This is a genomic window from Nostoc sp., assembly GCF_036919895.1.
Taxonomy (GTDB): Bacteria; Cyanobacteriota; Cyanobacteriia; order Cyanobacteriales; family Nostocaceae; genus Nostoc.
This window is the reverse complement of the sequence record NZ_JBALBW010000014.1, coordinates 1-25,201: the sequence shown is the minus strand read 5'-3', so window position 1 is coordinate 25,201 and position 25,201 is coordinate 1. Positions and strand designations below refer to the sequence as shown.

General features: G+C 41.6%; 29 protein-coding genes, 1 pseudogene and 1 riboswitch. Of the genes and pseudogenes, 12 read left to right on the top strand and 18 right to left on the bottom strand.

What is annotated here, in order from left to right:
* Positions 1–169: 169 nt before the first annotated feature.
* The 6 genes from V7K55_RS02360 to cbiM all read right to left on the bottom strand — a co-directional run bounded on the left by V7K55_RS02360 (position 170) and on the right by cbiM (position 4,358).
* Positions 170–337: a hypothetical protein gene (locus V7K55_RS02360; protein WP_334827786.1), complete on the bottom strand. Its 168-nt coding sequence runs from the start codon at positions 335–337 to the stop codon at positions 170–172.
* 7 nt (positions 338–344) lie between these two features.
* Positions 345–1,304 carry a hypothetical protein gene (locus V7K55_RS02355; RefSeq protein WP_334827784.1) on the bottom strand — a complete coding sequence of 320 codons (960 nt, stop codon included), beginning with the start codon at positions 1,302–1,304 and terminating at the stop codon, positions 345–347.
* A gap of 172 nt (positions 1,305–1,476) precedes the next feature.
* Entirely contained in the window at positions 1,477–2,271 is a 795-nt protein-coding gene (locus tag V7K55_RS02350) for an energy-coupling factor ABC transporter ATP-binding protein (protein WP_334827782.1), read from the bottom strand.
* Between the two features lie 20 nt (positions 2,272–2,291).
* On the bottom strand, positions 2,292–3,071 hold the full coding sequence (gene cbiQ / locus V7K55_RS02345) for a cobalt ECF transporter T component CbiQ (RefSeq protein ID WP_334827781.1): 780 nt from the start codon (positions 3,069–3,071) through the stop codon (positions 2,292–2,294).
* 145 nt (positions 3,072–3,216) lie between these two features.
* Positions 3,217–3,591, bottom strand: a complete 375-nt coding sequence (locus V7K55_RS02340) for a PDGLE domain-containing protein (RefSeq protein WP_334827779.1) — start codon at positions 3,589–3,591, stop codon at positions 3,217–3,219.
* Positions 3,592–3,605: 14 nt separating this feature from the next.
* Positions 3,606–4,358: a cobalt transporter CbiM gene (cbiM, locus tag V7K55_RS02335; protein WP_334827777.1), complete on the bottom strand. Its 753-nt coding sequence runs from the start codon at positions 4,356–4,358 to the stop codon at positions 3,606–3,608.
* A 158-nt stretch (positions 4,359–4,516) separates the two neighbouring features.
* Positions 4,517–4,656: riboswitch (cobalamin riboswitch) on the top strand.
* Between the two features lie 26 nt (positions 4,657–4,682).
* Here cbiM and V7K55_RS02330 point away from each other — a divergent pair.
* From V7K55_RS02330 to V7K55_RS02315, 4 genes are read left to right on the top strand one after another with little or no spacing between them, the layout of a single operon-like run.
* Complete coding sequence (locus V7K55_RS02330; RefSeq protein ID WP_334827775.1) at positions 4,683–5,459, top strand: energy-coupling factor ABC transporter permease; 777 nt, start codon at positions 4,683–4,685, stop codon at positions 5,457–5,459.
* A complete protein-coding gene (locus V7K55_RS02325; RefSeq protein ID WP_094329438.1) occupies positions 5,446–5,745 on the top strand; it encodes an energy-coupling factor ABC transporter substrate-binding protein in 300 nt (99 codons plus the stop codon). The genes V7K55_RS02330 and V7K55_RS02325 overlap by 14 nt, the downstream gene beginning before the upstream one ends.
* On the top strand, positions 5,742–6,554 hold the full coding sequence (gene cbiQ, locus V7K55_RS02320) for a cobalt ECF transporter T component CbiQ (RefSeq protein ID WP_334827772.1): 813 nt from the start codon (positions 5,742–5,744) through the stop codon (positions 6,552–6,554). Before V7K55_RS02325 ends, cbiQ (V7K55_RS02320) begins: the two co-directional genes overlap by 4 nt.
* The gene (locus tag V7K55_RS02315) at positions 6,529–7,362 is read left to right on the top strand and encodes an energy-coupling factor ABC transporter ATP-binding protein (protein ID WP_334827770.1); all 834 of its coding nucleotides are present in this window, start codon (positions 6,529–6,531) and stop codon (positions 7,360–7,362) included. The genes cbiQ (V7K55_RS02320) and V7K55_RS02315 overlap by 26 nt, the downstream gene beginning before the upstream one ends.
* 3 nt (positions 7,363–7,365) lie before the next feature.
* Here V7K55_RS02315 and V7K55_RS02310 read toward each other — a convergent pair whose 3' ends face one another.
* Entirely contained in the window at positions 7,366–7,947 is a 582-nt protein-coding gene (locus V7K55_RS02310) for a retropepsin-like aspartic protease family protein (RefSeq protein WP_334827768.1), read from the bottom strand.
* 377 nt (positions 7,948–8,324) lie between these two features.
* The gene (locus V7K55_RS02305; RefSeq protein WP_442949057.1) at positions 8,325–8,678 is read right to left on the bottom strand and encodes a hypothetical protein; all 354 of its coding nucleotides are present in this window, start codon (positions 8,676–8,678) and stop codon (positions 8,325–8,327) included.
* A gap of 104 nt (positions 8,679–8,782) precedes the next feature.
* On the opposite strand from V7K55_RS02305, the gene V7K55_RS02300 reads away from it, so the two are divergent.
* Positions 8,783–9,787, top strand: coding sequence for a 2-hydroxyacid dehydrogenase (locus V7K55_RS02300; RefSeq protein WP_334827765.1), 1,005 nt, complete (start codon positions 8,783–8,785; stop codon positions 9,785–9,787).
* A gap of 30 nt (positions 9,788–9,817) precedes the next feature.
* On the opposite strand, the gene V7K55_RS02295 is transcribed toward V7K55_RS02300, so the two are convergent.
* Complete coding sequence (locus tag V7K55_RS02295) at positions 9,818–10,561, bottom strand: M50 family metallopeptidase (RefSeq protein ID WP_334827762.1); 744 nt, start codon at positions 10,559–10,561, stop codon at positions 9,818–9,820.
* An 806-nt stretch (positions 10,562–11,367) separates the two neighbouring features.
* Between V7K55_RS02295 and V7K55_RS02290 the strand changes: the two genes are divergently transcribed.
* The gene (locus V7K55_RS02290) at positions 11,368–11,589 is read left to right on the top strand and encodes a ferredoxin-thioredoxin reductase variable chain (protein WP_181154510.1); all 222 of its coding nucleotides are present in this window, start codon (positions 11,368–11,370) and stop codon (positions 11,587–11,589) included.
* Positions 11,590–11,594: 5 nt separating this feature from the next.
* Here the strand turns inward: V7K55_RS02290 and V7K55_RS02285 are convergent, their stop codons facing one another.
* Both V7K55_RS02285 and V7K55_RS02280 read right to left on the bottom strand, forming a co-directional pair.
* Positions 11,595–11,816, bottom strand: coding sequence for a hypothetical protein (locus V7K55_RS02285; RefSeq protein ID WP_334827760.1), 222 nt, complete (start codon positions 11,814–11,816; stop codon positions 11,595–11,597).
* Positions 11,817–12,223: 407 nt separating this feature from the next.
* A complete protein-coding gene (locus V7K55_RS02280) occupies positions 12,224–12,775 on the bottom strand; it encodes a DUF2231 domain-containing protein (protein WP_334827757.1) in 552 nt (183 codons plus the stop codon).
* 225 nt (positions 12,776–13,000) lie between these two features.
* Here V7K55_RS02280 and V7K55_RS02275 point away from each other — a divergent pair, with 225 nt between their 5' ends.
* From V7K55_RS02275 to V7K55_RS02265, 3 genes are all read left to right on the top strand, one after another.
* A complete protein-coding gene (locus tag V7K55_RS02275) occupies positions 13,001–13,537 on the top strand; it encodes a hypothetical protein (protein ID WP_334827755.1) in 537 nt (178 codons plus the stop codon).
* 197 nt (positions 13,538–13,734) lie between these two features.
* The gene (locus V7K55_RS02270; RefSeq protein WP_334827792.1) at positions 13,735–14,571 is read left to right on the top strand and encodes a CheR family methyltransferase; all 837 of its coding nucleotides are present in this window, start codon (positions 13,735–13,737) and stop codon (positions 14,569–14,571) included.
* 164 nt (positions 14,572–14,735) lie between these two features.
* Positions 14,736–15,515: a hypothetical protein gene (locus V7K55_RS02265; RefSeq protein ID WP_334827753.1), complete on the top strand. Its 780-nt coding sequence runs from the start codon at positions 14,736–14,738 to the stop codon at positions 15,513–15,515.
* 204 nt (positions 15,516–15,719) lie between these two features.
* On the opposite strand, the gene V7K55_RS02260 is transcribed toward V7K55_RS02265, so the two are convergent.
* The 5 genes from V7K55_RS02260 to V7K55_RS02240 form a co-directional block, all read right to left on the bottom strand.
* A complete protein-coding gene (locus tag V7K55_RS02260) occupies positions 15,720–16,322 on the bottom strand; it encodes a cytochrome c oxidase subunit 3 (RefSeq protein ID WP_334827752.1) in 603 nt (200 codons plus the stop codon).
* A gap of 227 nt (positions 16,323–16,549) precedes the next feature.
* Positions 16,550–18,211 carry a cytochrome c oxidase subunit I gene (gene ctaD, locus V7K55_RS02255; RefSeq protein ID WP_334827750.1) on the bottom strand — a complete coding sequence of 554 codons (1,662 nt, stop codon included), beginning with the start codon at positions 18,209–18,211 and terminating at the stop codon, positions 16,550–16,552.
* A gap of 13 nt (positions 18,212–18,224) precedes the next feature.
* Entirely contained in the window at positions 18,225–19,145 is a 921-nt protein-coding gene (locus V7K55_RS02250) for a cytochrome c oxidase subunit II (protein ID WP_334827790.1), read from the bottom strand.
* Between the two features lie 36 nt (positions 19,146–19,181).
* Entirely contained in the window at positions 19,182–19,799 is a 618-nt protein-coding gene (locus V7K55_RS02245) for a DUF2231 domain-containing protein (RefSeq protein WP_334827748.1), read from the bottom strand.
* The gene (locus V7K55_RS02240) at positions 19,796–20,296 is read right to left on the bottom strand and encodes a DUF2231 domain-containing protein (RefSeq protein ID WP_334827746.1); all 501 of its coding nucleotides are present in this window, start codon (positions 20,294–20,296) and stop codon (positions 19,796–19,798) included. Before V7K55_RS02240 ends, V7K55_RS02245 begins: the two co-directional genes overlap by 4 nt.
* A gap of 752 nt (positions 20,297–21,048) precedes the next feature.
* Here V7K55_RS02240 and V7K55_RS02235 point away from each other — a divergent pair.
* Both V7K55_RS02235 and V7K55_RS02230 read left to right on the top strand, forming a co-directional pair.
* Complete coding sequence (locus tag V7K55_RS02235; RefSeq protein ID WP_334827788.1) at positions 21,049–21,621, top strand: chemotaxis protein CheB; 573 nt, start codon at positions 21,049–21,051, stop codon at positions 21,619–21,621.
* A 4-nt stretch (positions 21,622–21,625) separates the two neighbouring features.
* Positions 21,626–23,668, top strand: coding sequence for a hybrid sensor histidine kinase/response regulator (locus tag V7K55_RS02230; protein ID WP_334827743.1), 2,043 nt, complete (start codon positions 21,626–21,628; stop codon positions 23,666–23,668).
* 85 nt (positions 23,669–23,753) lie between these two features.
* On the opposite strand, the gene V7K55_RS02225 is transcribed toward V7K55_RS02230, so the two are convergent.
* Positions 23,754–24,125 (bottom strand): DUF2237 family protein, encoded by a 372-nt coding sequence (locus tag V7K55_RS02225; RefSeq protein ID WP_334827741.1) that lies wholly within the window; start codon positions 24,123–24,125, stop codon positions 23,754–23,756.
* Between the two features lie 269 nt (positions 24,126–24,394).
* Complete coding sequence (locus tag V7K55_RS02220) at positions 24,395–24,547, bottom strand: hypothetical protein (protein WP_334827739.1); 153 nt, start codon at positions 24,545–24,547, stop codon at positions 24,395–24,397.
* Positions 24,548–24,977: 430 nt separating this feature from the next.
* On the opposite strand from V7K55_RS02220, the pseudogene V7K55_RS02215 reads away from it, so the two are divergent.
* Positions 24,978–25,201: pseudogene (locus tag V7K55_RS02215) on the top strand (photosystem II q(b) protein); the annotation flags it as partial.

Here is a 25,201-nt window from a genome sequence, read left to right as displayed (position 1 = left end):
ATCTCCTTTCTCTAAAAAAATAGTTATTTTGTACTACATTTTGATTTTCAAAATGGGGTTAATACTCTATTTATTTCAAAATGAGAATTGCTGAGCTTTTGCTTACTCAAAAGCAGCTTTGACTTTCTCATTTTGGTGTTTTCCGTAAATCAAATAAGCTTTGACTTTCTCAAACCCCAGTTTGCTTACTCCAAAGCAGCTTTGACTTTTTGATTTCGGTAGATTCAACAAGCTGATTTAGGTTTAGCGATCGCAAATTGGGGTTACAGACAAAGCCCGCATTTCTCACAAGCAGTAGGGGCGAGTTGACAGATACGATCGCAAGAGGACTTTTCAAACATCCTCTAAAGGGTTTTACTTTCACCTTTTGCTGGATTACTACCTATTTCTACACTGGTTTTTTTGGTAGATTTTAGTGCCTTTTGAGGAATTTTTTCGAGTGTTGGTGCTATTTTAGGATTTTCTTGTTTGAGAATAGCTTCACGTTCCAAATTGATGGTTTCAGGTGACAATTTACATAGTGTTTCCAAAGATATTTTCCCTTCAGCATATAGTACTTCTAATAAATTTGATGCTGACTCTAAAATTTGCTTTCCATTTCTTATTTGGATGCTAAATTTATCTTCAATGGCATCAAAGATAACGAAAAGCGATATCTTTTTCCAATTTTTTTGAGTCGAAGCTACTACCTTATAGTCAGCGATGATTTTTCCCTCTTCTGGTAAATGAAGGGCTAAACCTGAGTTCTGAATACCTGTTTGGATTTGCTCAAGAGACAATGAAGAAATATCAGTAATTAGATTATCAAGATTTATAAAATCTGCTAAATCAGGTAGGTTGCTAACTAGATCATTTAATGATTCAGATTGAAAAGTTATCTTGTTGTCTAAAGGATCTGAAATAGCATTAAGCTGTACGGGATATGGGGGCTGTGGTACAGAGCCTTTTTCATAAAATGAGCGCCCTTCTGGAGTAACTGTGATTGGCGATGTTGCTGATAGAGTTTGTAATGAGCGAAGAGTTGCAGTAGTAGTTTTAATAAATACAGAATCAAGCCCAAGTATAGAGGCTAATTCATCCTCTGTTGGCGGAGTTTGAAATTCAATAGCAGCGCGGATAATAAATTCTTCAAGGACGTTAAACTGACGGGGTTCTTTGATATTGACTTCTACAAGAGTTTGACGCAAGCTATAACGAAATTGACGTGCTGCAAAAACTGATAGGCTAGGATTTTGCACTTCAATTTCGCTTACAACATTCTTGAGATTGTCATCAATAGGTTTAGGAGAAGGAGCGATCGACATCAATAAAATCTCCATATATAGGACTAGTATTTGATTTTTGAAAATATCCGTAGGGTGCTTTAGCCAGAGGCATAACGCACCATCCAAAAGCTTTGGTACGCTACGCGATAACACACCCTACAGATACTTGGATTTTTTCATAAATCAAATCGGATTCCTATATGTGGGAAAATTAAACAAGTTCACGGGATCGAGATGCCTTAACAGGTGCATGTTCTAACTGACAGTAAGGGCGGCTATAACTTAGTGGTGACTCTAAAGCGTGCCCATGTAAAAACTCTGGATTACTCATTATCTGTTCAGTTGGGCCATCGTATACGACCTGACCTTGACTGAGAACAACAGTGCGATCGCACAAATCTAATGCTAAATCTAAATCATGGGTTGCAATTAGTTGTGTCAGAGGTAAAGTTTGTAACAATTCAATGAATTGACGACGAGAACGGGGATCTAACTGAGCAGAGGGTTCATCCAATACTAATATCTGTGGGTTCATTGCCAAGACTCCAGCGATCGCAATCCGTTTCTTTTCACCTCCAGATAAATTACTGGTATAGCGTTGCCCATACCATTGGGGATCGATATCCACTGCTGCCATTGCTTGCAGAGTTCGCTGGAGCAATTCTTCACCTTGCACACCCATATTGAGCGGCCCAAAGGTAACATCTTCCCAAACTGTTGGCATAAACAACTGATTATCTGGATTTTGAAACACCAACCCCACAAAATTCCGAATATTTCGCAAATTTTCCGAATTTACAGACCACTCTCCAATTGTCACCTCTCCCGCTTGTGGCATGAGAATTCCATTCAGATGTAACAGCAGAGTCGATTTTCCAGAACCATTAGCTCCGATTAATGCCACTCGCTCAGTTGCCTTGATAGACAAATTTATTTTGTCTAAAGCTTGAGTCCCATCAGGATAGGTATAGCTAAGATTTTGAATTGATATTGGATTATGGTGCATTGAGATAACACAAATAAAAATTATTTCCGCCAGTAAATAGCCTGACCCAACAGTGCCAAAATTACAGTCAAACTTAAAGCTACAACATCAGATCGTCCCCCTAGCGAAACTTTTTCCATCATTGGTGGTACTCCTTGATAACCTCGTGAGAGCATCGCCTGATAAACGAGATTTCCGCGATCGTAAGTGCGGATAAATAGCGCTCCAATCATGTTGCCAACAATTAACCGGATAGAGCGATTCCTGTTCATCAGGTTTCGAGACTCCGCCGCCCGCCGCATAGCGTTAAACTCGCCAATCAACACACTAATATAGCGATACATCGATGCCAAAATTGCAACTAATAGTGGTGGAATTCTCAGTTCCAGCAGGGCATGAAGCAAGGCCGTTACCGAAGTGGTTAAAGTCAGTAAGTTTAGTATTAGCAGCGATAACAGAGCCTTAAGCGTGACACTACCTAAGACAGTTAACCCCACTGTTGTAATCTGCAATGGCCCCCAAGACCACAACACCTCACCACCACCCCGAAATAAAGTACCCAACAGAACCACACTAATAAACGTTAACTCAACTGCTAACCGTTTCACTAGTATTGATAGAGTGACTTTACTTAGCAATATGAGGCTGAGTAAAGCTAATCCATAAATAGCCCAAGTCCACCAATGCCCATCTGGTGTAAGAACATTGGCAAACACAAACAATAAGGTACAAAGTATCCGGGTACGGGGAGCAAGTTTGTGCCAAAGAGTCGCTTGTTTGCTATCGACATCTAACACAAATACTCCAACGTGCAGCAGCATGATGTTCAGTTCCTATCTGTATTTAACTTATGACTTACGCCAAACTACACGCAGTATGGGCAATTCATGAATTGCCCAAACCTGAAAATTAGGGTTTCGACTAAAGTTTTGCGTAAGTCCGGTGGATTACGAATGACGAATTATTTTAGTCTGGCGCATCTGAGTCTGAACCACCATCATGCTGTATAGAAGGTGAACCAGAACCACGAATCACTAGTTTGCCAATGCCCCAAGCTAAACCAAAAGTTGTTAATGTTCCGATTAGCCCAGCTAAGGGAGTAGCGATCGCTTCTGGTACACCTCTAAGGGCATATTCATTAAAAATGCCATAGAAGGGTAATTTCTGAGCGGGTTTCTCTGCAAGTTCTTTGCTGTCAAACTTTAGGTCTTTAGAAACTCTATCTAGCCCATCTGGGTTTTTACTAGCTAGTGGCGAAAGGAAAATTGCAATCAACAGGGCTGTACCTAAGCCAGCGATAACAAAAGCCCGGTTGCGCGATCGCGAGAGGTTGCTACTCATTCAATACACACCTTTTAATAACGAGAGACTGGACGAGACATAGGTGATTTTGTCTGACGGGGTGGATCGTAAAATAAATCAGGTCGAGTCCGCCAAATAAAGCTGAGTGCTACCACGGTAATTAGCGCCTCACCAATGCCAATTAGGACATGCCAAGAAGCCATCGCTGTTAAAGCTACCGTTAGAGGAATCGTTCCCGACACAGCTAGTTCCAAAGCACACACAACTGAAGCTACCACTACGCTTGTCCAAGCAGCGATCGCTGCACCAATTGTCATACCTCGCAAGGTATCGCGCCCAGTAGCAAATCTGACTGTGCGATAGAGATAGTAACCACCAAATGTACCGATTAATCCCATGTTAAAGATGTTGGCTCCTAAAACTGTTAGTCCACCATCTTGAAACAGAACAGCTTGGACGATAAACACTGCAACCATAACTAGCGAACCAGCCCAGGGGCCTAATAAAGCTCCTGCTAGCGTTCCGCCTAAAAGATGTCCAGAAGTACCTCCTGGAATCGGGAAATTGATCATTTGCGCTGCAAAGATAAATGCTGCACAAACTCCCATTAAAGGTACGGCTCGTTCTTGGTATTCTGCTTGCGATCGCTTAATAGCTAGTGTAATTAAAGCAACGGCAATTATCCAGGTAACTAGGATAACGGGTAAGTTCAAGAAGCCATCTGGAATGTGCATGGCTAGATGTGGCTGTATTACCCAGTACAGCCAGCCGAAGGACGAAGCACCCATAAATGGTATTGTTTCCATATTTAAGAAGTGTCCTTTGCAGCCAGATTGATTTAAGAGTCCAGTTGTCTAGTAGACCATGTATTCTCTAGAAACTTCAATCCACTACGGGGGCATATTAAATACAATTCAGATTGATAGTATTATTGTGTTCGCGGTTTTGATGCTTGAGTAATGGTGATATAGTTACTGCAATCGGTTCTGATGGGGAGCAGCCATCGGACGCAAGGGGGAAAGTCCGGTGTAAATCCGGCGCTGTCCCGCAACTGTGAGCCAAAATTAGGTGAGTCAGGATGCCCGCCGAGTGGAACCAATTCGTTTAAATAAATCTGCGAGGTACAGGTTATGAAAAGAAAAAAACAGGCGTTAGTCAGTCTAACCCTGATGGCAGTTATCAGTTTTTACTTGGTAGTTGGTTTACCCAAACCCGCTTATGCCATGCACATTATGGAAGGTTTTTTACCAGTGCAGTGGGCAATTTTTTGGTGGGTTGTGGCATTACCATTTTTTCTCTTAGGATTGCGTAGTCTGACTCGCATTACCCAAGCGAACCCGGAATTAAAACTACTACTGGGATTAGCTGGTGCTTTCACCTTTGTGCTTTCAGCGTTGAAGATTCCTTCTGTCACAGGTAGCTGTTCTCATCCGACAGGGACGGGGTTAGGTGCGGTGCTGTTTGGCCCTCTTACCATGACAGTTTTAGGTAGCTTGGTGTTGTTATTTCAAGCTTTGTTACTGGCACATGGCGGCTTGACGACATTGGGTGCAAATGCTTTTTCGATGGCGATCGCAGGGCCCTTTGCAGCTTACTGGATATATAATCTGACAATGAAGTTGGGTGGTAAACAAAGAATCGCCATATTTCTCGCAGCTGCGATCGCAGATTTACTCACCTACGTTATCACTTCTATTCAACTCGCCCTAGCTTTTCCTGCTCCCGTTGGTGGATTTATCGTTTCATTTACCAAGTTCGCCGGAATTTTTGCTATAACTCAAGTTCCCTTAGCAATTAGTGAAGGATTACTAACTGTATTGGTGTGGAACTGGCTGCAATCTTATAATCCTCAAGAATTGGAACTGTTGCAATTAATCAAGCGAGGAAATGGTAATGAGTCAATCTAAAAAAGGGTTGAGTAACTGGCTGTTGGTAGTAGCTGTCTTAGCTTTAGCAGTTGCACCATTAATATTTGTGCGTGGTGGGGAATTTGCTGGTTCTGATGACAAAGCCGAAAAAGCCATTACTGAAATCCAGCCTGGATATAAACCCTGGTTTAAATCATTTTTTGAACCAGCTAGTGGAGAAATAGAAAGCTTATTATTTGCTTCGCAAGCAGCTTTAGGTGCGGGAGTAGTTGGTTATGCAATTGGTTTGTATAAAGGACGTTCTCAACAAAAACGTGAAGAATGAGCCTGCAATTAGACACTTTAGCTTATACTAATCGACTGCGAAGATTGCCACCAGAACATAAAATAATTTTTGCATTTACTACTCTTGCAATTTCCCTTGTTACCCATCCGCTAGTGCAAATTTTGATCGCGCTTTGGCTGAGTGTTTGGACAGTTATTTATGCAAAAATTCCGGCTGGTGTTTATTTTCGGTTGTTAATGTTCACCATAGTTTTTTGTTTGACAAGTTTACCAGCCTTGATGGTGAATGGAGTTGCAATTACTGATTTGTCCAAGGTGCAATTAGACTCGTGGTATGGATTAACTCTCGGACACTTCTATATTTATATCAGTCATAGTGGCAGTATCCAAGCATTGGGAATTTTAACCAGAGCATTAGCTTCTGTTTCTTGTTTATATTTTCTCATGTTAACTGTCCCTTTCACGGAGATATTACAAACTCTGCGTTACTTACGATTTCCTGTGCTTTTAAGCGATTTATTATTGCTAATGTATCGGTTTATTTTCATCCTGCTAAACACAGCTACTGAATTGTTAACAGCGCAAAATTCCCGTGGTGGCTACCGCACTTGGCGTAGTGGGATGAAAAGTTTAGCACTACTAATCGGACAACTCTTACAGCGAACCTTACAACGATATACTCAGTTCTCTCTCGGACTGGAATCACGGGGTTTTGTGAGTGAATTTCGAGTTTGGCATCCCCGGCGTTATCATCCTCAAGGGCGATATATCATCGAAGCTATTTTCGGCTGTGTAGTATTAATAGCATTGGACTTTTGGCGGAATGCAGGAATATTTACTCGAATTTGATCAGGTTTATTACACGTATCCTGGCGCACAGCAATCAGCTTTGAATGGTCTAACGCTGAAGATTCCATCTGGCAAAAGGTGTGCATTGATTGGTCAAAATGGTTGTGGTAAAACGACACTGTTTTTATTAGCTAATGGTCTATATAAACCTAATTCTGGTATTGTCCGTTGGCGTGGTGAACCGTTAAGTTATAACCGAAATTATCTTAGCAGCTTACGGCAGAAGGTTGGGCTAGTATTTCAAGATCCCGAACAACAATTAGTCGCTTCTATTGTTGAAGAAGATATATCTTACGGTTTGTGTAATTTGGGTTTACCAGAAGCCGAAATTAAAGACCGAGTAGAACAAGCATTAGTTGAATTTGGACTGACTAGTTTAGCCGAAAGACCTGTACATCATCTGAGTTTAGGACAAAAAAAGCGAGTTTCCATAGCAGATGTGATGGTACTGCGGCCAGAACTTTTGGTGCTGGATGAACCAACAGCTTATTTAGATATCAAACATACTCGAAACTTGATAGCAACGATGAAAAAAATTCATCAAGATGGCACTACTTTATTGATGGCAACACATGATTTAGATTTAGTCTATCGGTGGGCAGATTGGGTTTTTGTTATTGATAAAGGGCGGCTGATGATAGAAGGCAAACCACAAGATGTATTTAGCCAGCGTCAACTTTTATCGGAGTTAGAATTGGGTGTACCATTTATATATGAAATGTTATTTGATGGACTATCTGCTGAGGAAGAAATAGTTATAGAACGAGTGCGACAGCGAATATTAGAGCAATTTCGGAATGTCCTGTGAGGATTAACGGTGATGAAATTCGACCTCTTTTTCTAGAATCTTGATATCATAGCCACCAAAGAAATCGTGGCCTAGTAAGCCTATACTTGCTTTAGGTGCGATCGCAACCTGAAGATTATTAGCTGTAACTCCACCTACTGCAACAGATTTTACCTTACCTGTTGGAAATTCTACCTCGCTACCATCGGCAATTTGAGCTTGCATTGTACCTGTAGCCTGGAGTTCAAGTGTATTCGCCATACTTTGAGTGATAATGGTTCCACTAGCACCTGTGTCTACAATCATTTCAAAGGTTTTTTTGTTATTAAAGGTAACGTCAATCACAGGAGTTCCACCAAAGCGGCGTTTGATTGAGACTCGAAAAACTCTGTCGTCTGAAGGTGCGGCTATATTGCCACAAAGCCTTTCTAATCCAACGGTTTTACCAGAAGAAGTTACCATGTAACATGCTCCTGGATCGTCAGCTATTGCCTGATGAGAGAATGCTAAAAATATTAGTGTCGGGATTAGTGTGTAGGCATAGCCTGTCGTAGACATCGCAGCTAGGTTAACCGTCTTAATCCAACGCCTACAAGCATTCTTCATATTATATTTATCTCCAATTTTGCTGATATTTTTTAATAGATAAATTTATTATAATAGCTATAAAAATTAGGTACTACAACCACATATATTTCATAAAAAACGTGATTTTTATGAACTTACCTTTTACAAACTTCAAATATATTGCATTGTTTTAGTTATTGTTTTGTCTAATATATCCACACAACTTTTTTACTCGAAAGCTAGTTAATGAAGTTTTTTATTTATGTGTCTCCATCAGATAAAATGGCATTTTACTCAATACATCTTACCTATAATTACTGATTGATAAATTAAAGATTAGATAAAGACATGATAAAACTACTTAGAGCAGATTCAATCTGGCATCCTAAGAAGTTAGATAAGATACATTTTTGAGCTTATTCAAAGGTTGTGGCTGTATGTACAGCAGTTGCGATCGCATTTTTAACGGCAATATCTCTCTGTTCTAAGATGATATTTTCACTCACTGTCCGCCCAGCTACTACACCGCAAACAGCAGCAGCCGCAAAATTATATACACCTGCCATCTTAAAAAGCGTGCCGCATTCCATCTCATAATTCAAGATATTCAAGCGCCGATATTCTTCTGTAATACCATGCAGCGATCGCATTAAATTTGGATTCGCTGAATCAGTGCGTTCTTGTCCTTCGCAAAAAGTATCAACTGATGCCGTAATTCCTAAGATGCTATTAGAATTGTTTACACAAATATGAATTTTGAAGACTGGCAAGATTCAAAGCTGTGATGTTGAATAGCCCGTTATAGACATCGCTTCTTTAACTGCCAAGGTATTATGTAGTCGAATACCGTGCAGTATACAGCTTGAGGTTTTGCATGAAAGTAGCAGTCTTCAGTACAAAAGCCTACGATCGGAAGTTTTTGTCAGCTGCAAATTCTCCTCCACAACACGAATTAGTATTTTTTGAACCCCGTTTAAATCGGGATACTGCTATCCTCGCCGCCGAATTTCCGGCGGTTTGCGTATTTGTACACGATCAGGTTGATGCCCCAACTTTAGAGCTTCTCGCCTCACGGGGAACTCGGTTGGTTGTCCTTCGCTGTGCAGGGTTTAACAATGTAGATTTACAAGCCGCAGCAGATTTAGGAATTACCGTTGTGCGTGTTCCCGCCTATTCACCCTACGGAGTAGCAGAACATGCTGTAGGATTGATTTTAAGTCTGAATCGCAAAATTCATCGGGCTTATAACCGTGTCCGAGAAGGCAATTTTTCCCTAGATGGACTGTTGGGATTTAATTTGCATGAGCGCACAGTGGGGATTGTTGGCACCGGCAAAATCGGTCTGATTTTAGGACAGATTATGAAGGGGTTTGGCTGTAAAATACTCGCTTATGACGTTTATCGCAATCCCGAATTGGAGGCGCTAGGTGGAAAGTATGTAGAATTACCTGAGCTATTTGCCAACTGCGATATTATCTCTCTGCATTGCCCCCTGATTCCCGAAACGCATCACTTGATTAACGCTGAGGCTATAGAACAGATTAAGCCAGGCGTGATGTTAATTAATACTAGCCGAGGTGCGCTGATTGATACCCAAGCAGTGATTGAGGGATTGAAGTCTGGTAAGATTGGCTATCTCGGTGTGGATGTCTACGAACAAGAATCGGAATTGTTCTTTGAGGATTTGTCTGGGGAAATTATTCAAGATGATATTTTCCAACGTCTGACAACGTTCCCCAATGTACTCATTACCGGGCATCAAGCTTTTTTTACAGCAGAAGCACTCCACAATATCGCAGAAACAACTTTTGCTAATATTGCTGATATTGAAAATGGTCGTCCTTGTACCAATGAAATTCGCGTTCAACAGCTAGCTTAGGTAAGGTTTGGCGATCGCTAATCTGTATTTTCATTCTGAACGATAGGCAACGCGAAGACTTTGGACTAAAATCACCAGAGATGCGATCGCCATCAACCCGCCCCAAAACCAGTAAGGTAAAAGCAAATATCGCTGCATTTGCGCTGTATCAGAGAGTCCAAGGGGGCCGGCAGAACTACTAAATAGATAATCAAGTTGATGGAACGTACTTACACAAGCTTGTACACCCAGGAATTGAATGGCAAATCCTTGCGCCCAGCGAGGTGCTTTCAGGGCGATACCCAAGATTATTAAACCCAACAAGGGAATTGCTACCAATCCAAACCAGGAACGTACCCAAATTAATGTGGATAATAGCAAAAAACTCCCTAATATTTTTAAACAGAGGGTTGCTGCTGTAAAACTGCGAGAAGCTAGAATCAAAGCCGCACCGGCAAGAGGCGGCCCCATTGGGCCTGCTGCTGCCACCATTGCCGGGCCAATTGGCCCCAATAATGACCGGATGCCATAAGTTGCAACACCAGAACCATTGCTAAAAATCTGTAATTTCTGAAACTGCCCTCCTAATAGGAGTGCCATTAAGCCGTGACCCATTTCATGAAACCAGGTTGCCAGAATTGTAAATGGGTATAAGATATAATCACCTCCTGGTACTTGCCACAGTAAAGCTGTTGCGATCGCTGCTGCAATTAGCCAGTTTAGCCCCATGCGTTCAACAACTGGCGGGGCTTCTCTGGTAAGCAAGGGTTCAAAATTTTTGCTTGGTTCCCTCATAAGTCACTCTATTTTAGATTTTAGATTTTAGATTTTAGATTTTCTGGAAAATTCAAAATCTAAAATGGACAGTGTATTTTCTCTATCCTAGTGTACTTAAACTGACAAGCATTTAAATTACATATAGTCAATAGCTAAAATAGTTGCTGTGCTTACATTTATTTTTTAATCAAAACCAACATCAGTAAGCAAGATGAGAAGCTGCTATACGAATCATATTTGATTTTTAAACAGATACGTAGGGTGCGTTAGCGACAGCGTAACGCGCCAAATCCTTGATAATGGTGCGTTACGAACTTCGTTCTAACACACCCTACAATACCTAATTTTGTTCAAAAATCAAATAGTAGTCCTATAGGCGGTAAACATATCCAAGATAAGCTCTTGAATAAAATCGTGAACCTGTTGTTCCAGGAATTGTGTAAAATATTCTCTTGACCAGATTTTAAAACCCTTCATTTGTATGAAAGGTTTTAAAATGCCCGAAAACTTTCAGTTACCCTGAAGACGATTGGCTTATATCTCTTGCCAAAGTACTAAGCACATCTGAAATATCGCTTCATTTTCTTTTGTTTCCCTGGTTTTGGGGTAAAACGGAGGGTGGGAGTGATAAACATTAACGCGGCAAAAACTTGCAAAAGTATGCACGGATAGCTAAAACGTGCCTGGACGCAGAGGGTTAATTGCGCCGTCGCCCCCCTGTGAAGCGTCAAGAAATAGCTGATTAAATCAAATTTTAAGCGATTTAATCATATATTTTGTAGCAGATACTTGTGGAAAAGCAAATGCTAGGTGTAAATGTTGTTATGAAAGTTGGCGATCGCGTCCGCGTTAAAGATTCGGTAGTAGTGTATCATCATCCTGAACACCGGAATCAGGCTTTTGACATCAAAGGCACAGAAGGCGATGTAGTAAATATTGCCACCCAATGGCGAGACAGACCTGTAAGCGCTAATTTGCCGATTGTAGTCCAGTTTAGTAAAAAGTTTAAAGCCCATTTACGTGAAAATGAGTTAGAAGTCATCTAGATCACTTATCGCCGGCGAAACCACTGAAAAATATTCAGTTCGCCGCGCATTCTTTTAAGCTCTTGGCGATGCTGTTCTGCTGTTGTGTAATACCATTCACAATAACCTTGAAACTCTGACCGTGAACGAACTTCATCGTAGAACTGGTGAGTTGTTTGGTAAGATGCAAAAGCTTCCTCAACTTGGGGTTGAGGGGATGGCATAATATAAGGTAAATTTTTAGACATAAAGTTAATTGAGTTAGAAGTTGGGAGTTTCGAGTTAGAGGATGTTTTAAAAGTTGCTATTGACGGATCAAATACTTTTAGATCCTCCTAAATCCGGCTTAAAAAGGCTGACTTTAATTCCGATTACCCCCTTGTTAAGTTATCTATTATAAACTTTCAAATATCCTCTAAAGACCCAGTATAAAACTTAGATAAAATGCCCACCAGTACAACAATGAGTATATATAGGAATCATATTTGATTATTGAAAAAATATAAGTATCTGTAGGGTGCGTTAGCGTAGCGTAACGCACCAAACCCTTGATAATGGTGCGTTACGAACTTCGTTCTAACACACCCTACCTACTTACATACTTAAACAAAATGCCCACCACTACAACAATGAGCATATAAATAATAACTCGTAATTACGGATATCTTCTGCTACCCGCACCCACTACACCAATTTTATGGCGATAGGAAAGTTCAGCACCAAACCAGCCGGAAGCGCTCGTTAGTGTGCCAACAATTAGTGATATTAATAGTCCCCAAGGGACTATTCGGGATTCAGCGTCGCCCAAACGTAGAAGGAAGTTGATGAGTGATAAAACTAAGATAGAAACGTTAAGAATCAAATGCACCCAACCGGCGGTACGCTTGCGGACTCGTTCAATTTTCACAAAATCGCTGAGGCCGATCGCAGCTGCGAGTAAACCTCCAGCTAATCCGAGTCCAATTAACCATAGCGAAGCCCTAGCCCAAAAGAAATCACCAGTTAACCAGTAGCCGATATCGCTTCCCAAAGCGGCAGCTAAAAAGGCGATGGGAAAGATTACACTCAGGGGATGTAGTGGATGTCCTGCGATCGCAACTGTGCTAGGTACGCCTGTATCCAGATACTCACTGTCGTTACTTTCAATCACTGGTGGAATATTTGGAAAAGGTGTTGAACTTGTTTGCGTTGTTTCTGTACTTTCCATAAATTGACTCGTATAAATAGCTAAATAGCGTATCCTTGAATCAATTTAATAAACTAGCATTAAAATCTTATCTATCTGATGATGGAATATAGAGCTTTTTTCCAGGGACGATATAGTGATATGTCTCAAAAACAAAATTTGGCTTTTATGTTCTCTCTCTAGATAAAAAACCTTTCTCTCGGCAGATAGGTGTACTGACATGATTATGACTGCTATGTTACCAATATGACGATAGTAAGACAAAACGCCCTAAATACAACCGTAAACCCTTCAGTAAACACTCCAGAAACATTAGCAGAAAAGCGCATTGAAGCAGAGCGGATGCACGACGTTCTAATTTTGCTGCAAAATCTGATTAACAGCGAAGAAGCCACTGTAAAACTAATTCTGGATTGTCTCTATGATGTTGGTTCAGTCAATATAATCAACCAAAAGCTTCGCCTGAAGCCTCTAAATAGGGTGATGAAATTAATCGCCCGAATGTCTAAACCAGTTTTTAAAACTTTGGCTTTAAATTGGTTTAAGAAAAATTGTCCTCAACTAATTACTAATTGGCTAAATACCCAGGTAGCTTTTGAAAGGATTCAAAATGTCCCTCAAGAAATTGCTGTTGAAGTTGCAGAACTTCAACCATATCCTATACCACCGACAGAAAATCCTTACCAAGAGATTAAAAATCTGCGTTCCCAGGTTAGATTGCTAGCTTGGATTTCAATAATAGCGATCGCTGTTTTAACAGTGACAGCAATTAGGTTAAACTGAAACCCATAAGTAGCAACGTTATCAAATTCAATAGATCCAGCAAGCTATTTTCGGCGTAAGATACATTTGGGTTCTAAAAACTTAGTATCCTAGAATATAAATAATTTTTGCTAGATGAAGCGTTTTGGAAAACAGTTGTTTGGTTAACTCCAAGCAGCTTAACCCATGTATTGCCAGCATATATGCTAATTCGTACTATGACTTTGCCCAAACCTACCTTGGAGGATATCGAAATACATCTTCTCTTGGAAGGGGTATATCAGTATTACGGCTATGACTTCCGCGATTATGCTCTTTCCTCACTCAAGCGCCGCATTCAGAGCTTCATACAATTGGAGGGATTAGCTAATATTTCTGCCTTACAAGAGCGGTTACTGCACAACCGTGCTTATTTAGAACGATTTTTGCTTGCTCTGACGGTGAATGTAACATCAATGTTTCGCGATCCGAGCTTTTATAACACCTTTAGAAATCAAGTTATCCCCTTCTTGCAAACCTATCCCTTTATTCGCATCTGGCACGCTGGATGTTCTACGGGTGAAGAAGTCTACTCATTAGCAATTCTACTACAAGAAGAAGGACTTTATCACCGTTGCCGAATATATGCAACTGATACTAATGAGAAGGTATTACAAAGTGCTAGAACTGGTATTTTCTCCATAAAACTGATGCAGGAATATACTCAACTTTATCTGAAAGCGGGGGGGAAAAAATCATTCTCAGAATATTATACAGCAGCTTATGACAATGCTATTTTTCGAGCATCCCTAAGAGAAAATGTTGTGTTTGCCCAACATAATCTAGCAACTGATAGTTCTTTTAATGAGTTTAATGTCATCCTTTGTCGTAATGTCCTCATCTATTTCAATCAGGTACTTCAAAAGCGGGTACACGAACTATTTTATAATAGCCTCTGTACCTTTGGGATTTTGGGTTTAGGAAAACAAGAATCCATCAGGTTCACCTCTTGTGAACAGCACTATGAAGAGATAGTCAAAGGTGAGAAACTATATAAAAAAATAACTGGGGCTTAAAATTTTGGATTTTAGATTTTAGATTTAATCTAAGTATTTTTGAGATAACAAAGTTGCAATTCTGTCAAAAGACGGTCTGTCAAACATTTTTAATTGTGTTCAAAAGATACACTTAGCGATCGCATAAGGTAAATTACACATTGAAGTCTTAAAGGAGATTGTCGATGCAACTTCTCGAATGTCCTCCTGTTGCAGTCATTGCTGGAGAAAATGCGGTACACGTTTCTCAACTACCTTCGACATGGCAAGAGATTGCTAGAGGAACCACGAGTGTCGGAATTTCCCATCCCCAAAGCTATGTTGAGATGGCGCAGTTGTTCCTATACAAATTACAGCATGGTGACGTTGACTTATTTAGCGATCGCCCCCAACTAGCTCACTTGATACCCTTATTCTCTCAGCTATTTGCACAACTAGCATGGGAAACCTTAGAGTTTTTTGGGCAAGACTTTCTCAAAGACAGCTATCCGAACTTTGAAAAAATTCTCCGTGATGTGGAGTCAAAGGGGACAGAGTATGCTGATGAAGTAAAAGTGGCTCGTATTGGGATAGATTTATTCAACGAATTTGGCTATGAATTACCCGCCAGCTTCTATCATGTACATCTAGCACCAATTTACCGCGATCATATTTTTGAAGAACGCGCCTTAAGATTTGATCCCCGCGATATCGAACACAAGCGTTCTTGGGATGCCATACTCCATGCAGGTAAAGTGTTTGCGATTCAGATGAAGGTGCAAAGTATTACTTCCAAATACGGTTTTACTTATCAACACGGCTGCGGTTGCAACTCTCACCTATCTTCCATTGATGTATCTCGTGGGGCTTTTGAATATGAATTGAGTCCCGAAAAGCGCCAGCGATGGATTCGCAGTTTCATTTGGACTGCTTGGTATGAGTATGCCTTTTTTGCGATCGTGCCAAATACGAGTTATTTAGTGTAAAGAGAAATAAGTTGAGGGAGAAGTTTCTCCCTCATTCTTATTTTAGGGACTTGCAAATAAAAAAATATCCCAAAACCGACGCAAAAATCCTCTCTATTTCTCCTCTCTCTGTGTTCTCTGCGCGGCAGTCGCTCATGGGGGAAACCCCCAAGACTGCGCTGCCTTGTCTCTGTGGTTCGATTACATTTATTTCTTGGAAATCCCTTACTGCCAGACGTAGATGAGGATAAACAAAATAATCCAGATAACATCGACAAAGTGCCAAAACAGCGAAGTTGCATTCACACCGAAGTGTCCCGTATCGTAGTTTCCAGGGATGAAAGAACGTACCAAAATAATTGACTGCAACAGAATGCCTGTGAAAACGTGCAAACCGTGGAAACCTGTTAGCAAGTAAAACGTCCCACCAAATACCCCTGTGGTGAAGCCAAAATCGAGGCCGTTCCATTCAATCGCCTGTCCAACCAAAAAGTAAGTACCCATCGCCATTGTTGTCAAAAGAAACAGGCGAAATTTCACTAAATCATGGCGTTGCAGGGCGCGTTCTGCTAAGTAAATAACAAAGCTACTGGCGACAAGAATTACTGTATTGATTGTCGGATCTTTTACTTCTAGCCCCGAAACACCAGCTGGTAGCCAGTTAGGGGTTGTTGTTTTGTAGACTGCATATCCGGCGAAAAAACTCAAGAAAATGACGCTTTCAGACAAGAGGAAGACAATGAAGCCAAACATCTTGTTGCCTTCTTCGTCGTGGGTATGTTCTGCGCTTGCGTGGTGCAATTCATCTGAATTGATATAACTGTCCATTGGTCAAGTTTTGCTTTTAGCTTGAGGGTTGAATTTGAAACGCAAAGGAGACGTAGCTCGTTTCACTACGGTGTACACACAAGTCTTTTGACCTTACCTTTGTTGCATCGACTTGCAAGTTTGTTGCATCGACCTGCAAGTTTGTTGCATTGACCTGCAAAAATTAACTTATCCTAAGTTGCGGAGTCACCTAAAAGATTTGTGTGTATCGGGTAGGATAGCCTGGGTTATTCTGAGAGGTTAGCTGTCAACGGTTCCGATTTTCCGTAGCCGTAGGGTTCAGAGATGATGATGGGAATTTCTTCAAAGTTTTCTACTGGGGGAGGTGAAGAAACCATCCACTCTAGTCCAATTGCCCGCCAAGGGTTAGCGGGTGCTTTCTCACCTTGCATCCAAGAAATCACCATGTTGAAAATGAAGGGCAAGGTGGACATTCCTAAAAGAAACCCGCCCAAGCTAGCGATGACATTCCAGAATTGATACTCTGGGGCGTAAGAAGCAACTCGGCGTAACATCCCTTGCAATCCCAAGGGATGCATAGGCAAAAAGTTGAGGTTAGTACCGATGAAGGCTAACCAAAAGTGGATTTTACCCCAGCTTTCAGAGTACATTCGCCCAGTCATCTTGGGGAACCAGTGATAAATGGCAGCATATAAGCCCATCGTCACAGTTCCGTAAAGGACGTAGTGGAAGTGTCCTACCACAAAGTAAGTATTGTTAACGTGGACATCAACCGGCACGGAGGAAAGCATAATGCCTGTGATGCCAGCGAAGACAAACATGATTAATCCGCCCAAAGCAAACAGCATGGGCGTATTTAGCCGCAATTTACCGCCCCAAATAGTTGCCACCCAAGCAAATACTTTAATTCCTGTGGGGACAGATACAAACATCGTCGTCAGCATGAAAATCAACCGCATCCAGCCCGGAGTACCACTGACATACATGTGGTGTACCCAAACGATGCCACTGACTACGGCAATCAACATTGATGAAACGGCAACTACTTTGTAACCAAACAAGGGTTTACGTGAATAAACTGGGAAGACTTCGGAGAAAATTCCGAAGATGGGCAGAATAATCACATAAACGGCGGGGTGGGAGTAAAACCAGAAGTAATGTTCAAACATAACCGGATTCCCACCCTTGGCAGGGTCGAAAAAGGCAGTGCCTGCTGTGAGATCGAGTAGCAGCATCACTGCCCCTGCTGTCAATGCAGGTAATCCAAATAATTGGATGATTTGGGCGCTAAATACTGCCCAGACAAACAACGGCATTCTGAAGAAACCCATGCCTGGGGCCCGCATTTTAACGATGGTGGTGACAAAGTTCACTGCCCCCATAATTGAGGATACGCCAGATATTGCCACCGCTAAGAGCCAGAGAACTTGACCATTAATTAAGTTACCTGTGGGATTTTGGAGACTGACTGGTGGATAAGACCACCAACCCGCTTGGGCTGGGCCACCAGGGACAAAGAAGCTACCCATCATGATAATTCCGACTACTGGCACCATCCAAAAGGCGACGGCGTTGAGGCGGGGAAATGCCATATCTCGCGCCCCAATCATCAGGGGTACTAAATAGTTAGCAAAACCAACTAGTGAGGGAAATGTCCACAAGAACAGCATTATAGTGCCGTGCATGGTGAACATACCGTTATAGACGGTGCGATCGACTAAATCTGATTCGGGTGTCATCAGTTCTCCCCGCATCACCATCGCAAATATGCCGCCGACGAGAAAGAAGAAGAAGGAGGTAACGAGATACTGGATACCGATTACCTTGTGGTCAGTACTAAAACTGAAGTATTCTTTCCAGTTATTCGGAGATTCGTGATTTGGCTTCTCATCAGGCAGAAGCATACCTTCAATAGGAACATTAGTCATGGTTACTTTCTTTTCAACCAGGTGAATTGACTAGAGGAGGTGCAGCAGGTGGAACTGTAACCCAACCAGTTTGGACTGATTGATTGGATGTTTGGGCATACTCAGCAGCTGCCTGATTTTTTGCTGGAGATGGCTTTTGAGTTGCAATTTTGGCCAGCCATTGCTGATAATCTTCAGGAGATTCGACGATTACATTGGCTTGCATCGTCGCAAAGTATGTACCGCTATATTGAGAATCGGTCAAGCTGTATTTGCCGGGGCGGATGGGAGTAAATTCAAAGTCGATGGCATGGTTGGGAATAATATCCTGCTTGAGGCGAAATGCAGGTATATAGAAGCCGTGAAGAACATCTTGCGATCGCAATGCTAAACGTATCCGGCGATCGCTAGGCAAATGCAATTCGGTACTGGTAACATCTCTTTCGGGGTAATGAAACACCCACGCCCATTGTTTAGCTAGTACGTCAATTTTCTCTACAGGTTCAGCTAAGGCTGGGGCATCTTTTGCTTCTGCATAAGCTGATTCCATTCCCAATGGATTATGCAGGTGAACTATTTCCGATGGGCCTTGAATCCCCATTTGTTCGTAAACTTGATAGCTGTAGTTTGCAATCCACAACACTAAAAGAATAGGAATTGCTGTCCAAACAACTTCTAGGGTGATATTACCTTCAATGGGAGGGCCATCAGTGAAGTCATCTTTGACTGCCCGATGGAAGATCACAGAATACATTAGAGTACTTGTTACTCCCAAGAAGATGAAGGAACCTAGGGTTACTAAGAAGCTAATCAAATCATCAATTAGTACGGATTCGGCTGCCGCTTGGGGGGGAAGCCAGGAGTAAGACTGCTTGCCGATCCAGAGACTGGTAATAGTCACTGCGATCGCGCCTGTAAGCAGCGTCAAAATATTTAAAATCTTCTGGATTTTCATCATTGGTCATTGGTCATTAGTCAAAGGACAAAGGACTTATTTGAGTGTTGTGTTGAGGTCTTGGTGCGATCGCAGCAAATTATCTGCTGTATTGTGTACGCCAAATTCGGCGGCTAGTTGCGCTCCTAGTGTGCCGTGGATGTACAGAATGAACATGATTGCTATGCCTGCGAACAGGTATAACCACTGCACTTCTCTATCTGACTGTTTATATTCTTGTCTGCCCCAAACGGAGCGTTGCCATCCTCTCCAGATGGTCATACCAACAATCAACGCTAATAAGAACACACCACCCACACCATGCCAAATCATGGTTTGCATTGCCTGCAATCCCCAGGCACTTTTCATATCAGCTGGTGGTGTTGCCAACAGCATTTCATAAAAACCTGCTGCCACCGTGAAAAATGTGATGATGCTGGCAGCTAACATGTTGTACCAGCCAACATCAAATAAATTCTGACGTTCCACGGTAATTGCCAAAAATTTGAAGATCCATTTTTGGAAGGGGAACAGAACACCAACAATATCAAAGGTCATCCCAATAATGAACAAACCTATTGTCAGATGGACTAAGTTGGGATGAATGGGAATAGTGTAAGGTAATCCGTTTGCGCCTAGAGAGCCGATTAATTGATCGATTAATTCTGAGTTCATCGCAACAGACCATCCTTTACTGCTTCCACAACTGGTACGGTATGCAATCCATACACCCAAACAAGCTCATCTCCGAGATATACCTGCAAGCCAACTATTAGGGTTAAAAATAGTCCGGCTCCCAAATAATAAATTGGTACTTTTTGCGGGTTACGGGCACGAATTACATAGCGCCAAGCAGTAAGCGCCGTGATGATTCCCGAAAGCGACCAACCAATCAGCGTATGCAAATTCAGCACCGATTTAGCTAGGCTGTAAGGCTGTGCTAAACCTGCTTCAAACTGTCCAAAAGCGATCGCAACGAAGATGGCGACGGTGGCAACTAACATATTCCACCAACTCACCTCAAAAAGACTGGATTTACCAGTAAAATAGCCAACTAAATCACAGAAAAACGAAAACAATACCATCGCAATTACGAAGTGGACAACGATGGGATGAACCGTATCTGGATAGGGCAAATTATGGTCGTTCAATGATGTAAAATACTCAAGCATTGTATTCTCCTGGACATATCTACCGCACCGTGGTCAATCAATTTTGGATTTTAGATTTATTCCGCCTCTGACGAGATATAAACCAGAAGACCCTAATCTCAAATCGCTAGTAAAACTTCCATGATTGATGGATACTCACTAATCTCATCACCAGTATCCATCCATAATTGACCGGAATATGTTCAATATGTGCGCGGTGCAATACCCTTAATCATGTCTTAGCTTTTTGCAGCTAAATCTCGTGAGCTTACCTACAGGGAATAATTGTGATTGTGATTAATTTCCTCATGCCAATAGTCTGTAGCAGCAATTCTTGGTGGAGCTAAAAAAATTGCTGTTGTTTATTGATTTGCTTAACCTATCTTTTAGCTTAAGTAAATTTTTGTGAATTGTCAAAACAATAATAATTAAAGTTTTAAAAGTTAGTTATTTAGCTGAAAAGTATTTCTATAATGTAGCGATTCTGGCATTTGATTTAGATTAAAAAGCCCCTGGATATAATATTTGTCTGTCAAGTATTTCACAATGATAAAATCTTTAATTGTAATGCTTATGACAAAAACATATAATTTTGGATAGTTTGTATAAATGCAAATCAAGGTCTAGCCTTGGCGAAGGTCATTTATGAAGATACAGACAAAACCCACCGACCTCGGTTTCAAATTCCTTGAGTTTGCGTGCAAAATAAACTGCGAACTCTAAGCGCCAAATATATTTGCAAAGGTGAGATGCTTCCTGTGAAAACTAAACAAGTGTCGTTTAAAATTGTGGTGATTGGTACTTCTTTAGGCGGATTATCAGCATTAAAAATTATTCTGGGGAATTTACCAGCAGACTTTATAGTGCCGATCGCGATCGTGCAACACCGTCACAAGGAATCTAACAACACACTCAAGGAGTTATTGCAAGAATTCACTTCATTACCGATTCGAGAAGTGGAAGACAAAGAAGAAATACTACCAGGACATATCTATCTAGCTCCAGCAGATTATCACTTACTGGTTGAACCAGGTCACTTTGCTCTTTCGATTGATGAGCCAGTTTCTTATGCCAGACCATCTATTGATGTGTTGTTTGAGTCAGCAGCCGATGTCTACACCGAGCAAGTTATTGGTGTAATATTGACAGGGGCAAATCAAGATGGTATGCAAGGTCTTAAGAAAATAAAAGCGCGGGGAGGACTAACTATCGTCCAAGAACCTACTACAGCTGAGAGCGATATTATGCCAGAAGCAGCAATTTCTGCTGTTACAGTAGACTGGATTTTGACACTTTCAAACATTGCTTCCCAAATGGTTAAGCTTTGTCACTCATCACGGAAATAAACCGATGCAGATGGAACCCAAAGTAAACATCCTCCTTGTGGATGATAAATTAGAAAATTTGCTAGCACTAGAAGCGATCCTAGAAAAACTAGGAGAGAATCTGGTGAGAGCTACTTCTGGGGAAGAAGCTTTGAGGTGTCTGCTGCATCAAGACTTTGCAGTAATTTTGCTAGATGTGCAAATGCCAGGGATGGATGGCTTTGAAACTGCTACCTTAATTCGGAATCGGGGGCGATCGCGTCACACTCCTATTATCTTTCTCACCGCCTTTAGCACTAGCGACCAAATGCTGTTTAAAGGCTATGCCTTGGGTGCAGTTGATTATTTACTCAAACCATTAGACCCCAACATTTTGACTTCCAAAGTCACAGTATTCGTAGAACTATTTAAGAAAACAGAAGCCGTCAAGCAACAAGCAGCGCAACTAGTAGCCGTCAATGCCGAACTCAGGCAAAGTGAAGAACGATTGCGATCGCTAAGTACTTGTTCACCCGTCGGCATTTTTGAAATTGATACTGAAGGAGGATGTAGATATACAAATCCTCGCTATCAAGCAATTTGTGGTTTGAAAGCAGCAGAGAGTTTAGAAAAAATCTGGTTAGAATCTGTACATCCAGAAGATAGAAAACGAGCAGTTGCCAGTTGGTCTACCTACATTTATCACGGCCGTGACTACTCTGAAGAGTTTCGTTTTCAGACTGTCCAAGGCATCATTCGTTGGGTTCAAGTGCGCTCATCACCAATGCTTTCCGGTCAAGGGGAATTGCTGGGATATGTAGGCACTCTCGAAGATATTACTGAACGGAAGCAAGCAGAAGAAGTCCGCGCTCAAGTAATTCGAGAACAGACCGCACGACAAGAAGCAGAAGCCGCAAATCGAATGAAAGATGAGTTTCTTGCCGTTCTCTCTCACGAACTCCGCACACCCCTAACATCGATGCTGGGCTGGTCAAAAATTCTCCGCTCTAAAAAACTTGACGAGAAAGCCACTTCCCGCGCTCTAGAAGCCATTGAACGCAATGCCATATCTCAGATGCAACTAATTGAGGATATCTTAGATGTATCTCGGATTATCCGTGGACAGTTGCGGTTAAATGTATCTGCGGTGAATCTCATCTCAGTTATGGAGGCAGCCTTAGAAGCAGTGCGTCCCCTAGCAGAGCCAAAAGAGATTTTATTAAATACTCTATTAGATACTTCAGTCGGTTCAGTTTATGGCGATCCAGCGCGGTTACAGCAAATAGTATGGAATCTACTAACTAATGCCATTAAGTTTACCCCCAAGGGCGGCAGAGTAGAAGTGAATCTGTCAATAGTCTGTGGTGAAGAACAACAAACAACTCAAAAATACGCCAAAATTCAAGTTATCGATACGGGTATTGGCATAAGTTCCGAGTTTTTACCGAAAGTATTCGATCGTTTCCGGCAAGCAGATAGCACCACAACGCGATCGCACAATGGATTAGGACTAGGGTTAGCGATCGTCCGTCATTTAGTCGAACTGCACAAGGGTACAATCTTTGCTCACAGTTTAGGCAGTGGACAGGGAGCAACCTTTACTGTGAATCTCCCGCTACTACAAAATAGAGGGAATAGGGTAAATAGAGAAACCACAGGAGAAATTTCTTCTTCTGTAGTTTCGACACCCCTTGCTGGATTAAGAGTTTTAGTTGTAGATGATGAAGCAGATACCCGTAACTTTCTCAGTTTTATGTTTGAGGAGTATGGAGCTTTTGCCACTGCGGTAGCATCAGTTGATGAAGCCTTAGCAATACTTCAACAAGCAAAAACAGATATCCTAATTAGCGACATCGGGATGTCAGAGCAAGATCGTTATACACTGATTCGCAAACTCCGCTCTTTAGAACCAGAAAAAGGTGGATGTATTCCAGCGATCGCTTTGACAGCGTACACGCGAGAGGAAGACCGCTTAGAAGCTCTTTCAGCAGGGTTTCAGCAGCATTTATCTAAGCCAATAGACCCCACTAAATTAATTGCGATGGTTGCCAATCTATTAAAACTACCTGTGGAAGTTTCAGTTAGTTAGGAGAGACGCGATGAATCGCGTCTGTACAAGAGTTTGGAATGTGAGGGAATAATTAATGCCCCATTCCCAATTCCCAATTCCCAATTCAAGAAGAAGTTACAGCATGTTTTTTCAATTCGTCTAGAGAAACCACTTCCAAAGCTCTAGCATGGGTTGCAGAGAGGATGACGGGTGGAGCAACACCAGCATCAAGAGCTTCTTGCCAGCGAGAAGCACACAAACACCAGCGATCGCCAGGCTTCAATCCAGGAAAATTAAAATCAGGAACAGGTGTACTTAAATCGTTCCCCTGCAATTTAGTGAACTCCAGGAATTCTAAGGTCACTTCGGCACATACGACGTGCGCCCCGAAATCCTGACCACCTGTGCGACAAAAACCGTCGCGGTAAAACCCAGTAATGGGAGAAGTGCAGCAGGCTTCTAAGTTTCCACCAATTGCATTTTTAGCTTCTATCATAGTTAATTCGTTGCACTTGATTTTTTTACTCCGATATAAGCCTATATTGACACTTCCCTGATTGAAGAAAAATCGCTGTCCCTTATTAATTGATAAAAGTACGGAATTCTAGAATCAACTCATACCAAGCTGCTAATCTTACGGTTATTCGGAATGGTGCAATATCTCAGTAAAACCTTCAATAAAAACCCCTGGTAGTTAGCCAGGGGTAATGCAAGTCAGTACTTTTTCGCATGGAATGTATCCTACTCAAATACCATAGCAACCGTCTAATTTATAGATATGCCATTTTGCCAAGCAAAAGAAGCCCCCAGTGGTAAGCCGAGGGTTAATTTTTTTTTGGAATAACGGTAATCTACAAAGCTATTATTCCCAGATTGGTAGGCAATAGAATCAGAATTTCCATAAAATATAGGACTCATATCTGATTTTTGAAATACAGGTATAGCGTTTCCTAATCACATCAGGTACATCATAGCCCCCTCTCATCGCTTGCGGGGAGGGGGTTGGGGGTGGGGTTCTTGTACCTCACTCAACTGAGAACCGCTATAGTAACGCACCAAAAACCTTAGAATCAGGTGCGTTACGGCTTACGCCTAACACACCCTACATATACTTAGATTTTTCCAGAAATCAAATCGGAATCCTATATCTATTGTGATGTTAAACAAAAGACAGCTTCGGCGCATCCTGACTTGAGTTACTTACACTTTAATAAGTAAAACTAATATATTTTATCAGCTTTACTGAAGTAATAAAACTTGATTAAAAATTGTAAAGGAGTGTATAGTGTATTCACAGGCAAAAACAAACGTGCCTGATTCATAAACACCAAACCGCACTTATAAAACCATGACAGCAACCTTACAACGCCGCGAAAGCGCCAACGTATGGGATAGATTCTGTGAGTGGATCACCAGCACCAACAACCGAATTTACATCGGTTGGTTTGGCGTAGTCATGATCCCCACCTTGCTAGCAGCCACCGCTTGCTTCGTAATCGCCTTCATCGCCGCACCACCAGTAGACATCGATGGCATCCGCGAACCAGTAGCAGGTTCATTAATTTACGGAAA

Excerpts from the sequence above, each read along its gene's own strand:
- V7K55_RS02355 (WP_334827784.1), bottom strand. The coding sequence starts at position 1,304 with ATGTCGATCGCTCCTTCTCCTAAACCTATTGATGACAATCTCAAGAAT.
- V7K55_RS02350 (WP_334827782.1), bottom strand. The coding sequence starts at position 2,271 with ATGCACCATAATCCAATATCAATTCAAAATCTTAGCTATACCTATCCT.
- cbiQ (WP_334827781.1), bottom strand. The coding sequence starts at position 3,071 with ATGCTGCTGCACGTTGGAGTATTTGTGTTAGATGTCGATAGCAAACAA.
- V7K55_RS02340 (WP_334827779.1), bottom strand. The coding sequence starts at position 3,591 with ATGAGTAGCAACCTCTCGCGATCGCGCAACCGGGCTTTTGTTATCGCT.
- cbiM (WP_334827777.1), bottom strand. The coding sequence starts at position 4,358 with ATGGAAACAATACCATTTATGGGTGCTTCGTCCTTCGGCTGGCTGTAC.
- V7K55_RS02330 (WP_334827775.1), top strand. The coding sequence starts at position 4,683 with ATGAAAAGAAAAAAACAGGCGTTAGTCAGTCTAACCCTGATGGCAGTT.
- V7K55_RS02325 (WP_094329438.1), top strand. The coding sequence starts at position 5,446 with ATGAGTCAATCTAAAAAAGGGTTGAGTAACTGGCTGTTGGTAGTAGCT.
- cbiQ (WP_334827772.1), top strand. The coding sequence starts at position 5,742 with ATGAGCCTGCAATTAGACACTTTAGCTTATACTAATCGACTGCGAAGA.
- V7K55_RS02315 (WP_334827770.1), top strand. The coding sequence starts at position 6,529 with ATGCAGGAATATTTACTCGAATTTGATCAGGTTTATTACACGTATCCT.
- V7K55_RS02310 (WP_334827768.1), bottom strand. The coding sequence starts at position 7,947 with ATGAAGAATGCTTGTAGGCGTTGGATTAAGACGGTTAACCTAGCTGCG.
- V7K55_RS02300 (WP_334827765.1), top strand. The coding sequence starts at position 8,783 with ATGAAAGTAGCAGTCTTCAGTACAAAAGCCTACGATCGGAAGTTTTTG.
- V7K55_RS02295 (WP_334827762.1), bottom strand. The coding sequence starts at position 10,561 with ATGAGGGAACCAAGCAAAAATTTTGAACCCTTGCTTACCAGAGAAGCC.
- V7K55_RS02290 (WP_181154510.1), top strand. The coding sequence starts at position 11,368 with ATGAAAGTTGGCGATCGCGTCCGCGTTAAAGATTCGGTAGTAGTGTAT.
- V7K55_RS02285 (WP_334827760.1), bottom strand. The coding sequence starts at position 11,816 with ATGTCTAAAAATTTACCTTATATTATGCCATCCCCTCAACCCCAAGTT.
- V7K55_RS02280 (WP_334827757.1), bottom strand. The coding sequence starts at position 12,775 with ATGGAAAGTACAGAAACAACGCAAACAAGTTCAACACCTTTTCCAAAT.
- V7K55_RS02275 (WP_334827755.1), top strand. The coding sequence starts at position 13,001 with ATGACGATAGTAAGACAAAACGCCCTAAATACAACCGTAAACCCTTCA.
- V7K55_RS02270 (WP_334827792.1), top strand. The coding sequence starts at position 13,735 with ATGACTTTGCCCAAACCTACCTTGGAGGATATCGAAATACATCTTCTC.
- V7K55_RS02265 (WP_334827753.1), top strand. The coding sequence starts at position 14,736 with ATGCAACTTCTCGAATGTCCTCCTGTTGCAGTCATTGCTGGAGAAAAT.
- V7K55_RS02260 (WP_334827752.1), bottom strand. The coding sequence starts at position 16,322 with ATGGACAGTTATATCAATTCAGATGAATTGCACCACGCAAGCGCAGAA.
- ctaD (WP_334827750.1), bottom strand. The coding sequence starts at position 18,211 with ATGACTAATGTTCCTATTGAAGGTATGCTTCTGCCTGATGAGAAGCCA.
- V7K55_RS02250 (WP_334827790.1), bottom strand. The coding sequence starts at position 19,145 with ATGAAAATCCAGAAGATTTTAAATATTTTGACGCTGCTTACAGGCGCG.
- V7K55_RS02245 (WP_334827748.1), bottom strand. The coding sequence starts at position 19,799 with ATGAACTCAGAATTAATCGATCAATTAATCGGCTCTCTAGGCGCAAAC.
- V7K55_RS02240 (WP_334827746.1), bottom strand. The coding sequence starts at position 20,296 with ATGCTTGAGTATTTTACATCATTGAACGACCATAATTTGCCCTATCCA.
- V7K55_RS02230 (WP_334827743.1), top strand. The coding sequence starts at position 21,626 with ATGCAGATGGAACCCAAAGTAAACATCCTCCTTGTGGATGATAAATTA.
- V7K55_RS02225 (WP_334827741.1), bottom strand. The coding sequence starts at position 24,125 with ATGATAGAAGCTAAAAATGCAATTGGTGGAAACTTAGAAGCCTGCTGC.
- V7K55_RS02220 (WP_334827739.1), bottom strand. The coding sequence starts at position 24,547 with ATGAGTCCTATATTTTATGGAAATTCTGATTCTATTGCCTACCAATCT.